This window comes from Halomarina pelagica (assembly GCF_024228315.1).
Lineage (GTDB): Archaea > Halobacteriota > Halobacteria > Halobacteriales > Haloarculaceae > Halomarina > Halomarina pelagica.
Window position 1 is genome coordinate 2,558,115 of sequence record NZ_CP100454.1, and the last position, 14,468, is coordinate 2,572,582.

16 protein-coding genes, 1 tRNA gene and 1 other RNA gene are annotated in these 14,468 nt (G+C 68.9%); 9 read left to right on the forward strand and 9 right to left on the reverse strand.

Annotated elements, in window-relative coordinates; all coding sequences use genetic code 11:
- Positions 1–197: 197 nt before the first annotated feature.
- Positions 198–272 (reverse strand) — tRNA-Arg (locus NKI68_RS13295).
- Positions 273–355: 83 nt separating this feature from the next.
- On the opposite strand from NKI68_RS13295, the gene NKI68_RS13300 reads away from it, so the two are divergent.
- Positions 356–1,192: a geranylgeranylglycerol-phosphate geranylgeranyltransferase gene (locus NKI68_RS13300; protein WP_254543587.1), complete on the forward strand. Its 837-nt coding sequence runs from the start codon at positions 356–358 to the stop codon at positions 1,190–1,192.
- Positions 1,193–1,327: 135 nt separating this feature from the next.
- The gene (locus NKI68_RS13305) at positions 1,328–1,738 is read left to right on the forward strand and encodes a CoA-binding protein (RefSeq protein WP_254543588.1); all 411 of its coding nucleotides are present in this window, start codon (positions 1,328–1,330) and stop codon (positions 1,736–1,738) included.
- A 1-nt stretch (position 1,739) separates the two neighbouring features.
- Here the strand turns inward: NKI68_RS13305 and NKI68_RS13310 are convergent, their stop codons facing one another.
- Positions 1,740–2,096 (reverse strand): DUF5798 family protein, encoded by a 357-nt coding sequence (locus NKI68_RS13310; protein WP_254543589.1) that lies wholly within the window; start codon positions 2,094–2,096, stop codon positions 1,740–1,742.
- A 121-nt stretch (positions 2,097–2,217) separates the two neighbouring features.
- On the opposite strand from NKI68_RS13310, the gene NKI68_RS13315 reads away from it, so the two are divergent.
- Together NKI68_RS13315 and ffs are read left to right on the forward strand one after the other, a co-directional pair.
- Complete coding sequence (locus tag NKI68_RS13315) at positions 2,218–2,631, forward strand: DUF7548 family protein (protein ID WP_254543590.1); 414 nt, start codon at positions 2,218–2,220, stop codon at positions 2,629–2,631.
- Between the two features lie 141 nt (positions 2,632–2,772).
- An RNA gene (gene ffs / locus NKI68_RS13320) (signal recognition particle sRNA) lies at positions 2,773–3,089 on the forward strand.
- 599 nt (positions 3,090–3,688) lie between these two features.
- Here the strand turns inward: ffs and NKI68_RS13325 are convergent.
- From NKI68_RS13325 to NKI68_RS13355, 7 genes are all read right to left on the reverse strand, one after another.
- Positions 3,689–4,177, reverse strand: coding sequence for an AAC(3) family N-acetyltransferase (locus tag NKI68_RS13325; protein WP_254543591.1), 489 nt, complete (start codon positions 4,175–4,177; stop codon positions 3,689–3,691).
- Positions 4,170–4,979 carry an ABC transporter ATP-binding protein gene (locus NKI68_RS13330; protein ID WP_254543592.1) on the reverse strand — a complete coding sequence of 270 codons (810 nt, stop codon included), beginning with the start codon at positions 4,977–4,979 and terminating at the stop codon, positions 4,170–4,172. Before NKI68_RS13330 ends, NKI68_RS13325 begins: the two co-directional genes overlap by 8 nt.
- Positions 4,976–5,776, reverse strand: a complete 801-nt coding sequence (locus NKI68_RS13335; RefSeq protein WP_254543593.1) for an ABC transporter ATP-binding protein — start codon at positions 5,774–5,776, stop codon at positions 4,976–4,978. The genes NKI68_RS13330 and NKI68_RS13335 overlap by 4 nt, the downstream gene beginning before the upstream one ends.
- Positions 5,766–6,980, reverse strand: coding sequence for a branched-chain amino acid ABC transporter permease (locus NKI68_RS13340; protein ID WP_254543594.1), 1,215 nt, complete (start codon positions 6,978–6,980; stop codon positions 5,766–5,768). Before NKI68_RS13340 ends, NKI68_RS13335 begins: the two co-directional genes overlap by 11 nt.
- Before the next feature lie 37 nt (positions 6,981–7,017).
- Positions 7,018–7,884 (reverse strand): branched-chain amino acid ABC transporter permease, encoded by an 867-nt coding sequence (locus tag NKI68_RS13345; RefSeq protein ID WP_254543595.1) that lies wholly within the window; start codon positions 7,882–7,884, stop codon positions 7,018–7,020.
- A gap of 3 nt (positions 7,885–7,887) precedes the next feature.
- Complete coding sequence (locus NKI68_RS13350) at positions 7,888–9,276, reverse strand: ABC transporter substrate-binding protein (RefSeq protein WP_438267777.1); 1,389 nt, start codon at positions 9,274–9,276, stop codon at positions 7,888–7,890.
- A gap of 75 nt (positions 9,277–9,351) precedes the next feature.
- Positions 9,352–10,116: an SDR family NAD(P)-dependent oxidoreductase gene (locus NKI68_RS13355; protein WP_254543597.1), complete on the reverse strand. Its 765-nt coding sequence runs from the start codon at positions 10,114–10,116 to the stop codon at positions 9,352–9,354.
- Positions 10,117–10,268: 152 nt separating this feature from the next.
- On the opposite strand from NKI68_RS13355, the gene NKI68_RS13360 reads away from it, so the two are divergent.
- From NKI68_RS13360 to NKI68_RS13380, 5 genes are all read left to right on the forward strand, one after another.
- Positions 10,269–11,669 (forward strand): cryptochrome/photolyase family protein, encoded by a 1,401-nt coding sequence (locus NKI68_RS13360; protein ID WP_254543598.1) that lies wholly within the window; start codon positions 10,269–10,271, stop codon positions 11,667–11,669.
- Between the two features lie 122 nt (positions 11,670–11,791).
- Complete coding sequence (locus NKI68_RS13365; protein WP_254543599.1) at positions 11,792–12,394, forward strand: superoxide dismutase; 603 nt, start codon at positions 11,792–11,794, stop codon at positions 12,392–12,394.
- Positions 12,395–12,545: 151 nt separating this feature from the next.
- Positions 12,546–13,157: a superoxide dismutase [Mn] gene (gene sod / locus NKI68_RS13370; RefSeq protein ID WP_254543600.1), complete on the forward strand. Its 612-nt coding sequence runs from the start codon at positions 12,546–12,548 to the stop codon at positions 13,155–13,157.
- 128 nt (positions 13,158–13,285) lie between these two features.
- On the forward strand, positions 13,286–13,549 hold the full coding sequence (locus NKI68_RS13375) for a DUF5827 family protein (RefSeq protein WP_254543601.1): 264 nt from the start codon (positions 13,286–13,288) through the stop codon (positions 13,547–13,549).
- Complete coding sequence (locus NKI68_RS13380) at positions 13,546–14,355, forward strand: ATPase (protein WP_254543602.1); 810 nt, start codon at positions 13,546–13,548, stop codon at positions 14,353–14,355. The genes NKI68_RS13375 and NKI68_RS13380 overlap by 4 nt, the downstream gene beginning before the upstream one ends.
- Positions 14,356–14,468: the final 113 nt, after the last annotated feature.

The window sequence follows — 14,468 nt, forward strand, 5'->3', positions numbered from 1 at the left end:
GACGGGCGCTACCAGCCGCTCTCCACCTCGATGCCGGATTTATTCGAACCCTCTGCGCCGGTTCGCTCGTCACGTCTCGCAGGATCATGAGGGCTGCAGGATTTGAACCACGGTCGTTCCGCTCGCTCACGCTCGCTTCACTCCCTGATTCAAATCCTTCGGAGCCGTTTTCACGGCTCACTTCGTTCGCCGGAAAACGGGCGCTGCAGGATTTGAACCCGCGGCAACTTGGTCCGAAGCCAAGCACTCTGTCCAGACTGAGCTAAGCGCCCTCACTTCCATCGAACAGAGTCTGCGATTTAACTCTGTCCATCGGTTTCGCGGGCTTTATCCCACGCGTCGGAAATCGGGACGTATGCGCGAGGCGCTCCGCGGACTGATCGAACTCACCCGTCCGGTGAACGCGATCGCCGCGGGCGTCCTCACCCTCATCGGCGCGTACGTCGCGGAGGGGATCGCCGGACACCCCGTCGCCGCGGCGGCCGCCGCGACCGCGACCGTCTTCGCCGTGGGGGCCGGGAACGCCATCAACGACTACTTCGACGCGGACATCGATCGCATCAACGCGCCCGGGCGACCCATCCCGCGCGGCGCGGTCGGGGAGCGCGCGGCGCTCGCGTTCGCCGTCGCCCTGTTCGCCGTCGCCGTCGCGCTGGCGCTCACCCTGCCGCTACTCGCCGTCGCGATCGCCGCGTTCAACCTGCTCGCGCTGGTCGCCTACACGGAGTTCTTCAAGGGCCTGCCGGGCGTCGGCAACGCCGTCGTCGCCTACCTCGGCGGGAGCACGTTCCTCTTCGGCGGCGCGGCGGTCGAGGGCGAACTCGCGCCCGTCGTCGCGCTGTTCGCGCTCGCCGCCCTCTCGACGTTCACCCGCGAGGTGATCAAGGACGTGGAAGACCTCGCCGGCGACCGCGAGGAAGGGCTCAACACGCTCCCGATCGCCGTCGGCGAGCGTCGCGCGCTCCTGCTCGGGACCGCCTGCCTGGTCGTCGCGGTGCTCGCGAGTCCGCTTCCGTACCTCACCGGGACCCTCGGGTTCGCCTACCTCGCGCTCGTGATCCCGGCGGACCTCGTCATGCTCGCGGCCGCGGCGGAGAGCTTCTCCGATCCGACCGGGGGCCAGACGCACATCAAGTACGGGATGTTCCTCGCGGCGGCGGCGTTCGTCGTCGGGCGGGCGGTCGCGCTGTGACCGTCGCGTCCGGAGCGATCGGAGGCCCCGAGCGATCTCGAGGCCCCGAACCCCGGAGGCGACCCGAGCGACGAGGGGTCCCGAACGACCCGGAGCGACGCCACGCTTTTGGACGCGGCGGGGGTAGTCGAGGGTATGCCCGTCGAATCAGACGAGGAACTCAGGGACGTCCTGGGACAGGAGACGATCGCCGTGGTCGGGTGCTCGGCGACACCCGGCAAGGACGCCCACGAGATCCCGAAGTACATGCGGGAGCACGGCTACGAGGTCGTCCCGGTCAACCCCTACGCCGACGAGATCTTCGGACGCGAGCCGTACGACTCGCTGACCGAGGTGGAAGAGGAGATCGACGTGGTCGACGTGTTCCGTCCGAGCGAGGAGGTGTCCGGGATCGTAGACCAGGTGCTCTCCCGCGACGACGTGGACACCGTCTGGCTGCAGCTCGGCATCCGCGACGACGAGGCGGGCGAGCGCGTCGAGGAGTCCGGCCGGCGGTTCGTTCAGGACCACTGCCTGAAGGTCGAACACGGCCGACTGATGGGCTGACTCAGTCGTCGAGCGGCGGGTTCGACTCGTCCGACCCCGACCCGTCGCTCGCGCCGCCGTCGGTGGTCGTACTCGCGTCGGCGCTCGCACCCGCGTCGCTGCCCACGTTCGCGCCGGCGTCGTCCGTACGCTCGGCCTCCTCGATCGACGCCTCGGCGAGGACGGCGTCCACGTCGATTCCCTGCTCGTTCGCGATCGCTTCGAGCAGCGCGCGGTTGTCCTCGGCGGTTCTATCGACGCGCTCGACCGTCTCGCGCACCTCGACCAGCTGCTGACGCAGGTCGTTGAGCTTCTCGTAGACGTCCTCTGCCATCGCGGCGACCTTCTGGAGCTTCGATGCGGTTCCTCCGAGTCCCATAGGCGTGTACGTGAGCCGAAGCCACCTGTGCCTTGCGAACCGGTTCGGGGAGACGCGAAGTCTCTCGCTCGGACGTGTCGCGGGTCGTGGCGGTTAAGCCCCTGGCGGTCGCTCCTCCGGTATGGACGACGCCCGCCTCGCCCCCGCAGTCGGAATCACCGCGTGTCTCGCCGTCGTGGTCGTCCTCGCTCTGCCCTACCTCCTCGTCGACAGCGCCCGCGCCGTCGGGGCGTACTACGCCGAGGGCGTGCTCGACCCACAGTTCGCCGGGCTGTTCGCCCTCGTCTGCGTCATCGTCTTCGCCGCGGGCAGGCAGGACCGCTCCGACCCGGCACTCGCGGCGGGTGCGGCGCTCGTCTTCGGTCTGTTCATCCTCCTGTTCTGCCTGCTGTGGGCGCTCACGGTCCCGACCGACCTCGTCCTCTCGCTGACCCGGGACACGACGATCCAGTATCACCGTTACCTGCTCGTCGTCGTCGCGGCGCTCGTCCCGGCGAGCGCGCTCTGGTACGCCCGCACGCTCCGACTGATCTGACCGACGAACTGGACGAACACTGGGCGAACGATGGGGGATCGACGAACCGGTGACGAACTAGTGACGAACCGGCGACGAACCGAACGCGAACGGCGAAATCGACGTACCGAAAGGCGTTTATGCCGCAACCGGCTACGATGTTACTGGACTAGGTCGGGCAGTTAGGCCCTGCTCACAACCCGCACTACGGTCTTCAGCGGGGGCCGAACCCCGGGCGCGTCCGGTCAGACCGGTACGGGCCCCGCAAGCCGACGCAGAAGCCTCGTCCGTCGGGGGCAGCGGTCCACGGCGGAGCGCCTGCAGGGGCGCTTCGTCGTGGTTAACCGTGGACAGCCCGCCAGGCGCGGAAGCGAGCAGCGGACCCGCGGACACCTGTCGCTCGACGGGTCGCGGGGTGGAGAAGGTGCGCGGGATTCCCCGTACCGGAACGCCGGGCAACCCCGGGCGTCCGTCCATTCATCGACACCCACCTTTTACTGCGGTCGCCTCGGGAGCGACCGCGAAGCGTGTCGCTCCGGGTACCCTGGTAAAAGCTGCACTGCGAGACGCGAAGCGTCTCGCAGGCTTCCAGAACCGCCCGCGGGTCTGGGAGGAGCAAAACCCCCCTCACCCTCTCAGTCGCTTCGCTCCTTCGAGGGTTCGTCACCGGAACGCACCGCGTTCCGGTTGGCTCACGAGGGTGTAACTCCCGTGAACGTCGGCCCGCTCGTTCGGGCCTCCCGGCCCTCACTCACGGCCGGTAGAGCCGGTCGTTCGTGTGGGCCGCGGGATTCGGAGCGCCCCGCGCTCCTCGCGGGTGGAGCGCCGGCGTTCGGTCGATCGGTCGGTCGGCTCGGTTTCTCGGCCCGTACCTTTATAACGGAGAGCGGGACCAGCGTCCGTGTGACGTAACGTTCGTCGCGGGGTGCTCGCGGTTGCGCGACGCCACGCCCCGCGAAGTCGTCCCCGCCGCGGCGTCGCCTGTCCGCCACCGGCGTCTACTCCACTCGCTCGTAGTGTCACCGCTCGACGGGTTCGATCGGAGGCGGGGAGAGGTCCGTAGGAGTTGGGAGGGCGTTCACGCTCGGTTCGACTCGAGCCACTCGACCGCGAAGTCCACGAGCGACCGCTGGGGTAAGAGCTTCGCGTCGGCGACACCGACGCCGCCCGTCTCGAAGGCGTCCGGATACGCCCGCTCGTACGCGGCACCGCAATCCGGAAAGTCTCCGTCGTCGAAATCGAGTTCCTCCCATCGCACCCACGCTCGTTCTCCGTCGACAAGCACCGCGCCCGCGCGGGTCTCCGTGCCGAGGTCGAGGTCGGCCCGGTACTCGGCCAGGTGGAGGGAGGTATTTGTGGCATGTGACGTCCCGAGGAACGACACGTCCCCGTCGAGATCGTAGACGCGGGCCAGCGGCGACTCCTCGCCGAACGAGTAGTCGTACGAGTGGTTCTCGACGACGAATCCGGCGTCAGCGCCCCACGCGGCGAACGAATGCTGGGGGTGGGCGCTCCGACGTACGCTCGGACACGAGCGGAAACGCTCGAAATCGCCCGAATTATCCACCGAGGTACGACTCGCGGATGTGCTCGTCGCCGCGGAGGGTGTCGGGCGTCCCCTCGCGGACCACCTCGCCGTTCTCGAGCAGGTAGATCCGGTCGGCGTGTTTCAGCGCGAACGTCACGTTCTGCTCGCAGAGGAGGACCGTGACGCCCTCCTCGCGGATGCGCTCGATGCCGTCGCTGATGTCCTGGAGGATGACGGGGGCGAGCCCGAGCGTCGGTTCGTCGAGCACGAGGAGGTCGGGGTCGCCCATCAGCGCCCGGCCGATGGCGAGCATCTGCTGTTCGCCCCCGCTCATCGTGTTCGCCTCTTGTTCGGTGCGCTCTGCCAGCGCGGGAAAGAGGTCGTAGACGAACGCGAGGCGCTCGTCTGCGTCCTCGCCGTGGCGGTACGCGCCGAGTTCGAGGTTGTCCTCGACGCTCATGAAGCCGAACAGGTCGCGCTTCTCCGTGCAGTGGATGAGGCCGTCCTGCACGAGGTCGCGGGGTCGGCTGTCGCGCACCTCCCGCCCGGCGTAGGCGACCGACCCCTCGTAGGGGAGAAAGCCCGACACCGTGTTGGCGAGCGTGGACTTCCCGGCCCCGTTGGGGCCGATGACCGCGACGAACTCGCCGCGGTCGACCCGGAGGTCGACGTCCCGCAGCGCGCTCACCTTCCCGTAGGAGACCGAGCAGTCGGCCACCGAGAGCAGCGCCTCCCCGGTCCCGACCGGGGGGGACGCGTCGCCCGACGCGTCCCCCGATGCGTCGTCCGTGCCGTCCGCCGCCGAGGCGAGCAGCCCCGGCAGTCGAGTCGGGAACGTCATACCTCACCTCCGAGGTAGGCCCGCTGGACCGTCGGATCGTTCGTGATCTCCTCCGGGGTGCCCTCCGCGAGCTTCGAGCCGAAGCGGATGACGACCGCACGGTCGATGAGCGAGAGCAGCCCGCGCATGTTGTGGTCGACGACCACGAGCGTCAGCCCCTCCTCCCGCAGTTCGCGCAGGAGCCGTGAGATGCTCTCGACCTCCGACCCGGCGAGGCCGGCGAACGGTTCGTCCACCAGCAGGAGGCTGGGGTCGGTCGCGAGCGCCCGGGCGAGTTCCAGCCGGAGGAGTCCGGCGTGCGGGAGTTCGTCCGGCATCTGGTGGAGGCGGTCGCCGAGGCCGACCCGCTCGCACAGCTGCGCGGCTCGCTCGCGGGTCCCGCCGCGCAGCCCCGACAGCGAGAACAGCCGGTCGGGGACGAGCGCGAGCGCGACGTTGTCGACCACCGGACGGTCGTGCAGCGGCCGGAACGACTGGAACGTCCGCGCCAGCCCCCGCTTGACCATCTCGTAGGCCGGCTCGCCGGTCACGTCCTCGCCCCGGTACCAGACGGTGCCGGACGTGGGCGGGAACGTGCCGGTGACGCAGTTGAACGTGGTGGACTTACCCGCCCCGTTCGGCCCGATGAACCCGAGGATCTCCCGCTCCTCGACGGCGAACGAGAACTCGTCGACCGCGGTGAGCCCGCCGAAGCGCTTCGTGAGGTCCCGCACGACGAGGATCCCGTCGTCCGGGCCGTACGTCTCCGGCGGCGATTCGGCCCCTGCGCCCCCGGCGGCTCCGGAATCAGTGCTCATCGTCCTCACCCCGGAGTTCGTCCGCGAACGTTCGGTACGCCCGCCGTTCGGGTGCGTCGATCCCACCGTCCGTGGCGACGGTCTCGTCCCGGTCGGAGCGCCGTCTGAGCACCCGTCGGCCCCACCGGACGCCCGCGCGGACGATGCCGCCCGGGAGCGCGAGCAGGAGGACGAGCGTGATGACGGCGAACAGGAGGAAGTCGATCTGGTGGACGGGGACGGGGAGCGAGAACACGAGCGACAGGTCGGTGAGGGGGATGGGGACGGCGACGGTGTCGCCGATGTTGCTCAGCGCGTCCTGCAACAGGGAGAGGAAGATCCCGCCGACGGCCGCGCCGACGATGGTCCCCATCCCGCCGAGGATGGCGGCGATGATGACCTCGACGTTGATCATGACGCTCATCAGCTCCGAGGGGCGCGGACCGCCGACCGGCGAGTGGACGAACATCGCGCCCGCGAGACCGCCGACGGCGGCGCTCAGCACGAACGCGAAGATCTTGAACTTCGCCGGGTTCAGACCGGCGGCGGCGACGGCATCCTCGTCCTCGCGGATGGCGGTGAACACCTTCCCGGCGTCGGAGCGCGTCACCACGAACAGCACCGCGAAGATGAACACGAACAGCGCGAGCGCGACGTAGTACGGCATCGTCGCGTCGGCACCGCTGAAGCCGAGGAAGTTGTCCTGCCCGATGAGGCCGCGCTCGCCGCCGAAGACGTCGCTCCGCCAGATGAAGATCTGGAGCAGGATGAGCGGCGCGACGAGCGTCACGAGCGAGAGGTACGGCCCGCGCAGGCGCAGCGCCGGGACGCCGATGACGATCCCCGCGATCGCCGACAGCAGGACGCCGACGGGGATCGACAGCAGCGGGTCGATCCCGAACTCGATGTTCAACAGCGCGGACGTGTAGCCGCCGACGGCGAAGAACACGCCGTGACCGAACGAGATCTGTCCGGTGTAGCCGGAGACGGCGTCCCAGCTCATCGCGAACATCCCGAAGTAGAGCGCCGCCATGATCTTGAGCAGGAGCAGGTTGTCGACGACCAGGACGAAGAGACCCGGAACGCCGATCCCGAGTTCCAGTTCGGACAGGAGCGGCAGTACTGCGAGGAAGACGAGCCCGAGCAGCCCGATGACGTAGCGCAGCGAGAGGCCCGACGAGTTGAGCCGCTCGAACAGCCCGCCCGAGACGGTGTCGCCGCTCATCTTCCCCCCTCCGGATCGACGGCGTGTGCGTTCGGGATCACGCTTCCACCAGTTCCCGGCCGAACAGGCCCTCCGGTTTCGCGAGCAGTACCAGCACCAGCACGATCAGCGGCGTCAGCCCGGTGAGGCTCGCGTCGATGAACTCGACGGTCGCCACCTCGAGGAAGCCGATGAGGTACGCCCCGAGCACGCTTCCCTTGATCGACCCGATGCCGCCGAGCACGACGATGGTGAACGACAGCACCAGCGGCGTCTGCCCCATGGTCGGGTAGGCCGTCTGGAACGACCCGAGGAACACGCCCGCGACGCCGGCGATGCCCCCCGCGAGCACCCAGGTCACGAGGTTGATGCGGTCCGCCTCGATGCCGACGAGCGCCGCGCCCTTGTGGGTCATGCTCGTCGCGAGCAGCGCCTTGCCCGGCTTCGTGTAGTTGACGAACGCGAACAGCCCGCCGATGACGAGCCACGACAGGACGAACACGACGACCATGTTCAACTGGACGTTGACGCCGGCGACGCCGACGTTCCCGGCCAGGAGCGACGGGATCGTCTTCGGCTGCGTGCCGAAGACGACGAGGAACACCTGCTCGATGGCGACGGCGGTGACGAGGGTGGTGATCATCACCATGATCGGTTCGTCCTGGATCCGTTTGACCAGCCCGAGGTAGAGGACCGCGCCGAACAGGCTCGCGACGGCGAGCGCCGCGAGGATCCCGAGCCAGATGTCGAGCCCGTAGACGCGGGTCACGTAGTAGGCCGTGTACGCGCCGATCGCGATGCTCGCGCCGTGGGCCAGGTTGAGCACGCCGCCGACGCCGAAGATGAGGGTGAAGCCGATGGCCACCAGCGCGTACAGCGCGCTGATGGTGGTGGCTCCGACCACGACCTCTGCGAGTGCGGACATGGGTCAGATCCACGACGGTTTCTTGTACTCGGCCGTCGCCAGGCCGTCGGGGAAGATGACCTCCTGCTTGCCGTCCTGCCACTGCTGGTAGACGGGATAGACCTTCTCCTCGTCGTAGATCACGTCGTGGGCGAACTCGTTGTCCTTTGGGTAGTACGAGATGGTGCCCGCCGTGCCGAGGTAGGAACTCCCCTCCAGCCCCGAGACGACCGCGTCGGACGCGACGCTGCCGGCCTCCTTGACGACCTGCGCGTACTGCTTGACCGCGTCGAAGGTGATGTAGCCGGTGTAGACCGGGTAGCTCCCGAACGCCTCGTTGTACGCGTTCGAGAACGGGACCGTCTTCTCCGTCACCTCGCTCTGAGGGGTCGCGGAGTTCTGCGTGACGCCGTAGTTGCACGCCCCGCTGACCGCCTCGTAGTAGGAGGGGAGCTGCATCGGGACGTGGATGCCGCCGAACTCGAACGGGCGCTGCTGTTTCGCCCACTGGACGACCGCCGGCGTGCCCGTGTGGGCCATCGCGATGAACGCCGCGTCCGCGCCGGAACTCTCCACGTCGTCGTAGATCGGCGAGAAGTTCTTCGTCCCCGCGGCGTAGCGCTGTTTCATCACGATCTCGACGCCCGTCTCGGCGAGCTTCTTGTCGAGGGCGTCCTGGACGGGACCCGTCCACTCGTAGTCCTCGACCAGCACCGCGACCGACTCCCAGCCCAGGTCGCTCTTCTTCGCCCCGAGGAAGTCGACCATGTTGACGCCCAGCTGGTAGGCGTTGAGCGGACCCGTCCGGAAGTGGTACTTGTAGTTCTCGTAGTCCTCGTGAACTCGCTTGCTCGCCTCGGGCGTCGCCGCGCCGGTCGTCATGTGGACGGTCCCCTGGCTGGCGATGTCGTCGAGGATGGCGAGCAGCACCTCGCTCGTGAACACGCCGGTGGTCACGTGCACGCCCTCCCCCTGCGTCAGCTCGCGGTACTTCGTGCGCCCGGTCCCGGGGTTCTCCTTCGTGTCCTCGACGACGACCTCGAACGTCGTCCCCTCGATGAAGCCCTCCTCGTTCAGCTGCGTCGCCGCCAGCTTCGCCGCGTTGGCGATCGAGCCGCCGATCGGGTTCTTCGCCGGTTCGGGAGCCAGGACGCCGATCTTGATCGTCTCGGGGAGGTCACCGCCGCCGCCACCGCCGGAACCGTTGCCACCGGAACCGTTGCCGCCGCCGTCTCCCCCCTCGTCGCTATCGTTGCTCACGCTCACACAGCCGGCGAAGCCGACCGCGACGGTCCCCGCGCCGGCCGCCCGAAGGAACTGTCGCCTCCCGACTCGACTACCATCGGTCGGTACTGTCAGTGATTTCTTACCATTGTTCGGCGAGTCGCCGGAACGGTTTCCATCCGTAACCATGCGTCATCATGGGTTGCTATACCACGGCCTTAAATCTAGAGGGTCGTTGCCGCGAGTATGGTCCCGGTACCCGACTCAACGGGCCGTCCACCCGCCGTCGACGGCAAGAATTGCCCCGGTGACGTAGCTCGCGGCGTCGCTCGCGAGGAAGACCGCGGGGCCCGCGATCTCCTCGGGGTCGGCGAAGCGGTCGAGCGGCGTGCGCTCGACGATCGACGCGCGCAGGTCCTCGTTCGCCCGCAGTTCGTCCGTGAGGTCGGTCGCGACGTACCCCGGCGCGATGCAGTTGACGCGGACGTCGGGGGCCCAGTCGAGCGCGAGGCTCTTCGTCAGGCCGACGAGTCCGTGCTTCGAGGCGACGTACGGATGCTGGCGGGGGAGCCCGACGAGGCCGCCGACGCTCGCCACGTTGATCACCGACCCGCCCCGCTCGTGCAGGTGCTCGGCGGCCGCGCGGGCGCAGAGGAACGCCCCCCGGAGGTTCACGTCCGTGACGAGGTCGAACCCCTCGGCGTCCACCCGCTCGGGCGTCCCGAGCGCCGCGGCGGGGTTGACGCCCGCGTTGTTCACCACGACGTCCGCGCCGCCGAACGCCTCCCCGACGCGCTCGAACAGCGCGTCGACGCTGTCGGGGTCGGTCACGTCGGTCGAGACGGCGAGGGCGTCCCCGCCCTCGGCTTCGATGCCCTCGACGACCGCGGCGAGGTCGTCCTCGCTGCGCGCGGTCGGGACGACCGTCGCGCCCGCCGACGCCAGTCCCTCCGCGATGGCCCGCCCGATGCCCCTGCTCCCGCCGGTCACGACCGCGGTCCGCCCCGTGAGGTCGAACTGTCCGTGCATGTCCCTGCCTGCCACGTACGCCGGGATAAGTGACGTGGTCCGGTCGCCGTCGCTCGGATCGGGTCCGCGGTACGCGACGCTACCCGCCGCGACGCTGACGTCCGCGAGCCGCGACCCCGACCTATACGGCGGTTCGATCCCTCTCTCGGCACATGTTGCTGCACTGGCACCGGCGCGACCTGCGGGCGACCGACAACGTCGCGCTCGCCCGGGCCGCCGCGGACGCCGTCCTCCCGGTCTTCGTCTTCGACGACGGCGTGCTCGCTCACGCCTCGCCGCCGCGCGTCGCGTTCATGCTCGACGCGCTCGACGAGCTGCGGCGGTGGTATCGCGATCGCGGCGGGGAACTCCTCGTCGCGCGCGGCGATCCGGCGGACGCGCTCGTCGAGATGGCCGAGGCGCACGACGCCGACGGCGTCCACTGGAACCGCGACTACTCGGGGCTCGCACAGCGCCGCGACGAGCGGGTCGCCGGGGCGCTCGACGCGGCGGGCCTAATCCACGACCGGTTTCACGACGCCGTTCTCCACGAACCGGGGAGCATCACGACGAACGACGGCGATCCCTACTCGGTGTACTCCTACTTCTGGAAGAAGTGGCGCGACCGGGAGAAGGAGGCCCCGTACGACGCTCCCGACGGGGACGCGCTCGTCGTCGCTCGCGGCGACCCGTTGCCGTCGCTCGCCGACCTCGGGTTCGACGATCCGGAGGCGGACGTCGAACCCGCCGGGACGGACGCCGCCCGCGAGCGCCTCGACGCGTTCTGCGACGGCCCCATCTACGAGTACGCCGAGCGCCGGGACTACCCCGCCGACGGGTGCACCTCGCGGCTGTCGGCGCACCTGAAGTGGGGGACGATCGGGATCCGCTCGGCGTACGCCGCGACCGAGGACGCGATGGATCGCGCGGAGAGCGACGCGGAGCGCGAGAGCGTCGAGGCGTTCCGGGGACAGCTCGCCTGGCGGGAGTTCTACGCGCACGTCCTCTACTTCGCCCCCGACGTGGTGACCGAGAACTACCGCGACTACGAGAGCGAGATCGAGTGGCGTGACGACGAGGAGGAACGCCGCGCGTGGAAGGACGGTCGGACGGGCTACCCCATCGTCGACGCCGGGATGCGCCAACTGCGCGAGGAGGGGTACGTGCACAACCGCGTTCGGATGATCGTCGCCTCCTTCCTCACGAAGGACCTGCTCGCCGACTGGCGTGAGGGCTACGACTGGTTCCGCGAGCGCCTGGTCGACCACGACACCGCCAACGACAACGGCGGGTGGCAGTGGGCCGCGTCGACCGGCACGGACGCCCAGCCGTACTTCCGGATCTTCAACCCCTGGACGCAGGGGGAGCGCTACGACCCGGACGCCGAGTACGTCCGCGAGTATGTCCCGGAACTGGCGGACGCCGATCCCGAGGAGATCCACTCGTGGGCCGAAATCGACGCCGACGAGCGGGCGTCGATCGCCCCGGACTACCCCGCGCCGATCGTCGACCACGGGGAGCGCCGCGAGCGGGCCCTGGCGATGTTCGAGCGGGCGCGAGGCGAGGACGGGTGACGGGCCGAACCATAAGATTTCGATACCATACCGACCGGCCGACAACGGGCGGGCGTATCAGAACCTGTTAACGTTGCTAAATGTTTAACCCGCCGGGCGTCGACCGGCTAGTGGGGTTACTCATGGCCGTGTACGAACTTCCCGACCTGCCGTACGACTACGACGCGCTCGAACCGAGTATCGACCAGCGGATCATGGAACTGCACCACGACAAGCACCACCAGAGCTACGTCGACGGTGCCAACAGCGCGCTCGAGAAGCTACAGTCGATGCGCGAGAACGACGAGTGGGGCGACGTGAAGGGTGTAAAGCGCAACCTCGCGTTCAACCTCTCCGGGCACGTCAACCACTCCGTGTTCTGGGAGAACATGTCCCCCGACGGCGGCGGCGAACCGGGCGGCGACCTCGCGGACGCCATCGAGGCGGACTTCGGCTCCTTCGACGGGTTCAAGGGCGACTTCTCGGCGACCGCCAAGGGCGTCGAGGGGTCCGGGTGGGGGATGCTGCTCTACGACCACGTCGGCGACCGGATGATCGTCTCGATGGCCGAGAACCACCAGAACCAGACCCCACAGGGGACGACGCCGCTGCTCGTCCTCGACGTCTGGGAACACGCCTACTACCTCCAGTACGAGAACGACCGCGGCGAGTACGTCGACAACTTCTGGGACGTCGTCGACTGGGACGACGTGGCCCAGCGCTACGACGCCGCGTCCTCGATGTAGGCCGTACCCTCGAACATCGCCGTTTTCTTCGCGACGACCCCGTGCGATCCCCGACGATCCCCTGCGACCCGCGCCGTATCGGCACGTGCTAACGTAGGTATCCTCAACGTTTAACAGTCCCGCGACCAATACACTCACGAGGTGGAATCTCATGCCTGAACACTCCAATCCCGAACTGCCGCCGCTCCCGTACGACTACGACGCGCTCGAACCGAGCATCTCCGAGCAGGTGCTCACGTGGCACCACGACACGCACCACCAGGGCTACGTAAACGGCCTCGAGAGCGCGGAGCAGACGCTGGCGGAGAACCGCGAGAGCGGCGACTTCGGCTCCTCCGGGGGCGCGATGCGCTCCGTGACCCACAACGGCTGTGGACACTACCTCCACACGCTGTTCTGGGAGAACATGTCCCCGAACGGCGGCGGCGAGCCGTCCGGCGACCTCGCCGACCGCATCGAGGCGGACTTCGGCTCCTACGAGGGCTGGAAGGGCGAGTTCGAGGCCGCCGCGTCCGCCGCGGGCGGCTGGGCGCTGCTGGTCTACGACCCCGTCGCGAAGCAGCTTCGCAACCTCGTCGTCGACAAGCACGACCAGGGCGCGCTCTGGGGCAGTCACCCGATCCTGGCGCTCGACGTCTGGGAGCACTCGTACTACTACGACTACGGTCCGTCGCGCGGCGACTTCGTCTCCGCGTTCTTCGACGTCGTCGACTGGGACAACGTCGCCGAGAACTACCAGGAAGTCGTCTCGACGTACGAGTGAGCCGACCCGGTCGGTAGACCTTCCTCCGTTTTTCGCGCCGAACAGTGGCGACGCTCGTCGGCCGCACTGTCCGCCGGGCGTCGTCGGAGATGGGACGACTTACGGGTACGGTCCGCGTACCGCCGTCCATGCCGCGACCGAAGGACGACTTCGACCGACTCCGACCGCTCGAGTTTCGGACGCCCGACGAGGTGCTGGACGCGAACGAGATGTACACGATCTACGAGATCGCGCGGCTCCTCCAGGGACTCGACGCCGATCGCGAACTCGACGCGGAGACCGAGGACGTGCTGCTCGACTGGGCCATCCCGTGGGTGATCGTCAACGCCGACGCGTTCGTCTTTGGCGAACCGGAGGCCGACGACGAACCGGGATACTACGGCCTCGCATGAGGCTGCTGGTGGTCGGGGCCGCCGGAGTGGACGCGGGAAAGACCACGTTCTCGACCGGCCTCGCGGCGTCCCTCGACGCGGCGGGGTTCAAGCCCCGCGCGGGCAACGACTACTGGTTCGACCACGACGACTACCGCCGCGCCGTCGCCGAGCGACGCCTCTACGGGAAGGACGCCCGACGGCTCGCGGCCGTCGGCGACGAGATCGAGGAGCGGATCAACCCAGTCCATCGCCTCTGGCGACCCTCGCCGGGGCCGTCGACGGGGTTGCTGGGACGCGAGCGACGGGAGTTCGTCTGCGACCGGGTGACGATCGACGGGACCGACGCGTTCGTCGTCAACGGGACGGCGGACGTTCCGGCGTCTGTCCGCGAATCGCTGCCGCTCGAGGAGGCGACGGTCGTCGAGTCGCTCCCCGCGTTCGACGACGTGATGGCCGACCTGCACCGCCGGGCGCTCGACGCGCTCGCCGAGCGCGTGGCCGCCGCTGACCGGGCGGTCGTCGAGTCGTACGCCGACATCGCGCTCCCCCTCCGGGAGTTCGTCCCGGACGCCGTCGCCGTCGTCGAACCCGGACGGGCGCGGGTCTACGACGGCGATCGGTACGCGAAGGCCTGCGCCGTCGTGAGCGGGAGCGCCTACGAGGGGCGGCTGGAGACCCGCGTCGGGAACGTCGTCGACCTCCTCGATCCGCGGGCGCAGACGTATCTCCCCGCGCTGGCGAGCGAGGCGCGGGGGGATCCTGCGTCGGTGGCGGACGCCTACGAACCTGCGTACGAGGCGCTGATGGCGGCCGCTCGGGAGTGAGGACGATCGCACACTGCGGGACGGTCACGGCCTGCGTTCGGACCGCGTGATGGCGAACAGGCGACGCGCGGGTGATCGCCGACGGGTGCGTCGCGCTCCCGCGAGGCCGTCGG

Excerpts from the sequence above, each read along its gene's own strand:
- NKI68_RS13340 (WP_254543594.1), bottom strand. The coding sequence starts at position 6,980 with ATGAGCGGCGACACCGTCTCGGGCGGGCTGTTCGAGCGGCTCAACTCG.
- NKI68_RS13375 (WP_254543601.1), top strand. The coding sequence starts at position 13,286 with ATGCCGCGACCGAAGGACGACTTCGACCGACTCCGACCGCTCGAGTTT.
- NKI68_RS13330 (WP_254543592.1), bottom strand. The coding sequence starts at position 4,979 with ATGACGTTCCCGACTCGACTGCCGGGGCTGCTCGCCTCGGCGGCGGAC.
- NKI68_RS13315 (WP_254543590.1), top strand. The coding sequence starts at position 2,218 with ATGGACGACGCCCGCCTCGCCCCCGCAGTCGGAATCACCGCGTGTCTC.
- NKI68_RS13360 (WP_254543598.1), top strand. The coding sequence starts at position 10,269 with ATGTTGCTGCACTGGCACCGGCGCGACCTGCGGGCGACCGACAACGTC.
- NKI68_RS13365 (WP_254543599.1), top strand. The coding sequence starts at position 11,792 with ATGGCCGTGTACGAACTTCCCGACCTGCCGTACGACTACGACGCGCTC.
- NKI68_RS13380 (WP_254543602.1), top strand. The coding sequence starts at position 13,546 with ATGAGGCTGCTGGTGGTCGGGGCCGCCGGAGTGGACGCGGGAAAGACC.
- NKI68_RS13305 (WP_254543588.1), top strand. The coding sequence starts at position 1,328 with ATGCCCGTCGAATCAGACGAGGAACTCAGGGACGTCCTGGGACAGGAG.
- sod (WP_254543600.1), top strand. The coding sequence starts at position 12,546 with ATGCCTGAACACTCCAATCCCGAACTGCCGCCGCTCCCGTACGACTAC.
- NKI68_RS13345 (WP_254543595.1), bottom strand. The coding sequence starts at position 7,884 with ATGTCCGCACTCGCAGAGGTCGTGGTCGGAGCCACCACCATCAGCGCG.
- NKI68_RS13350 (WP_438267777.1), bottom strand. The coding sequence starts at position 9,276 with ATGGTTACGGATGGAAACCGTTCCGGCGACTCGCCGAACAATGGTAAG.
- NKI68_RS13300 (WP_254543587.1), top strand. The coding sequence starts at position 356 with ATGCGCGAGGCGCTCCGCGGACTGATCGAACTCACCCGTCCGGTGAAC.
- NKI68_RS13355 (WP_254543597.1), bottom strand. The coding sequence starts at position 10,116 with ATGCACGGACAGTTCGACCTCACGGGGCGGACCGCGGTCGTGACCGGC.
- NKI68_RS13335 (WP_254543593.1), bottom strand. The coding sequence starts at position 5,776 with ATGAGCACTGATTCCGGAGCCGCCGGGGGCGCAGGGGCCGAATCGCCG.
- NKI68_RS13310 (WP_254543589.1), bottom strand. The coding sequence starts at position 2,096 with ATGGGACTCGGAGGAACCGCATCGAAGCTCCAGAAGGTCGCCGCGATG.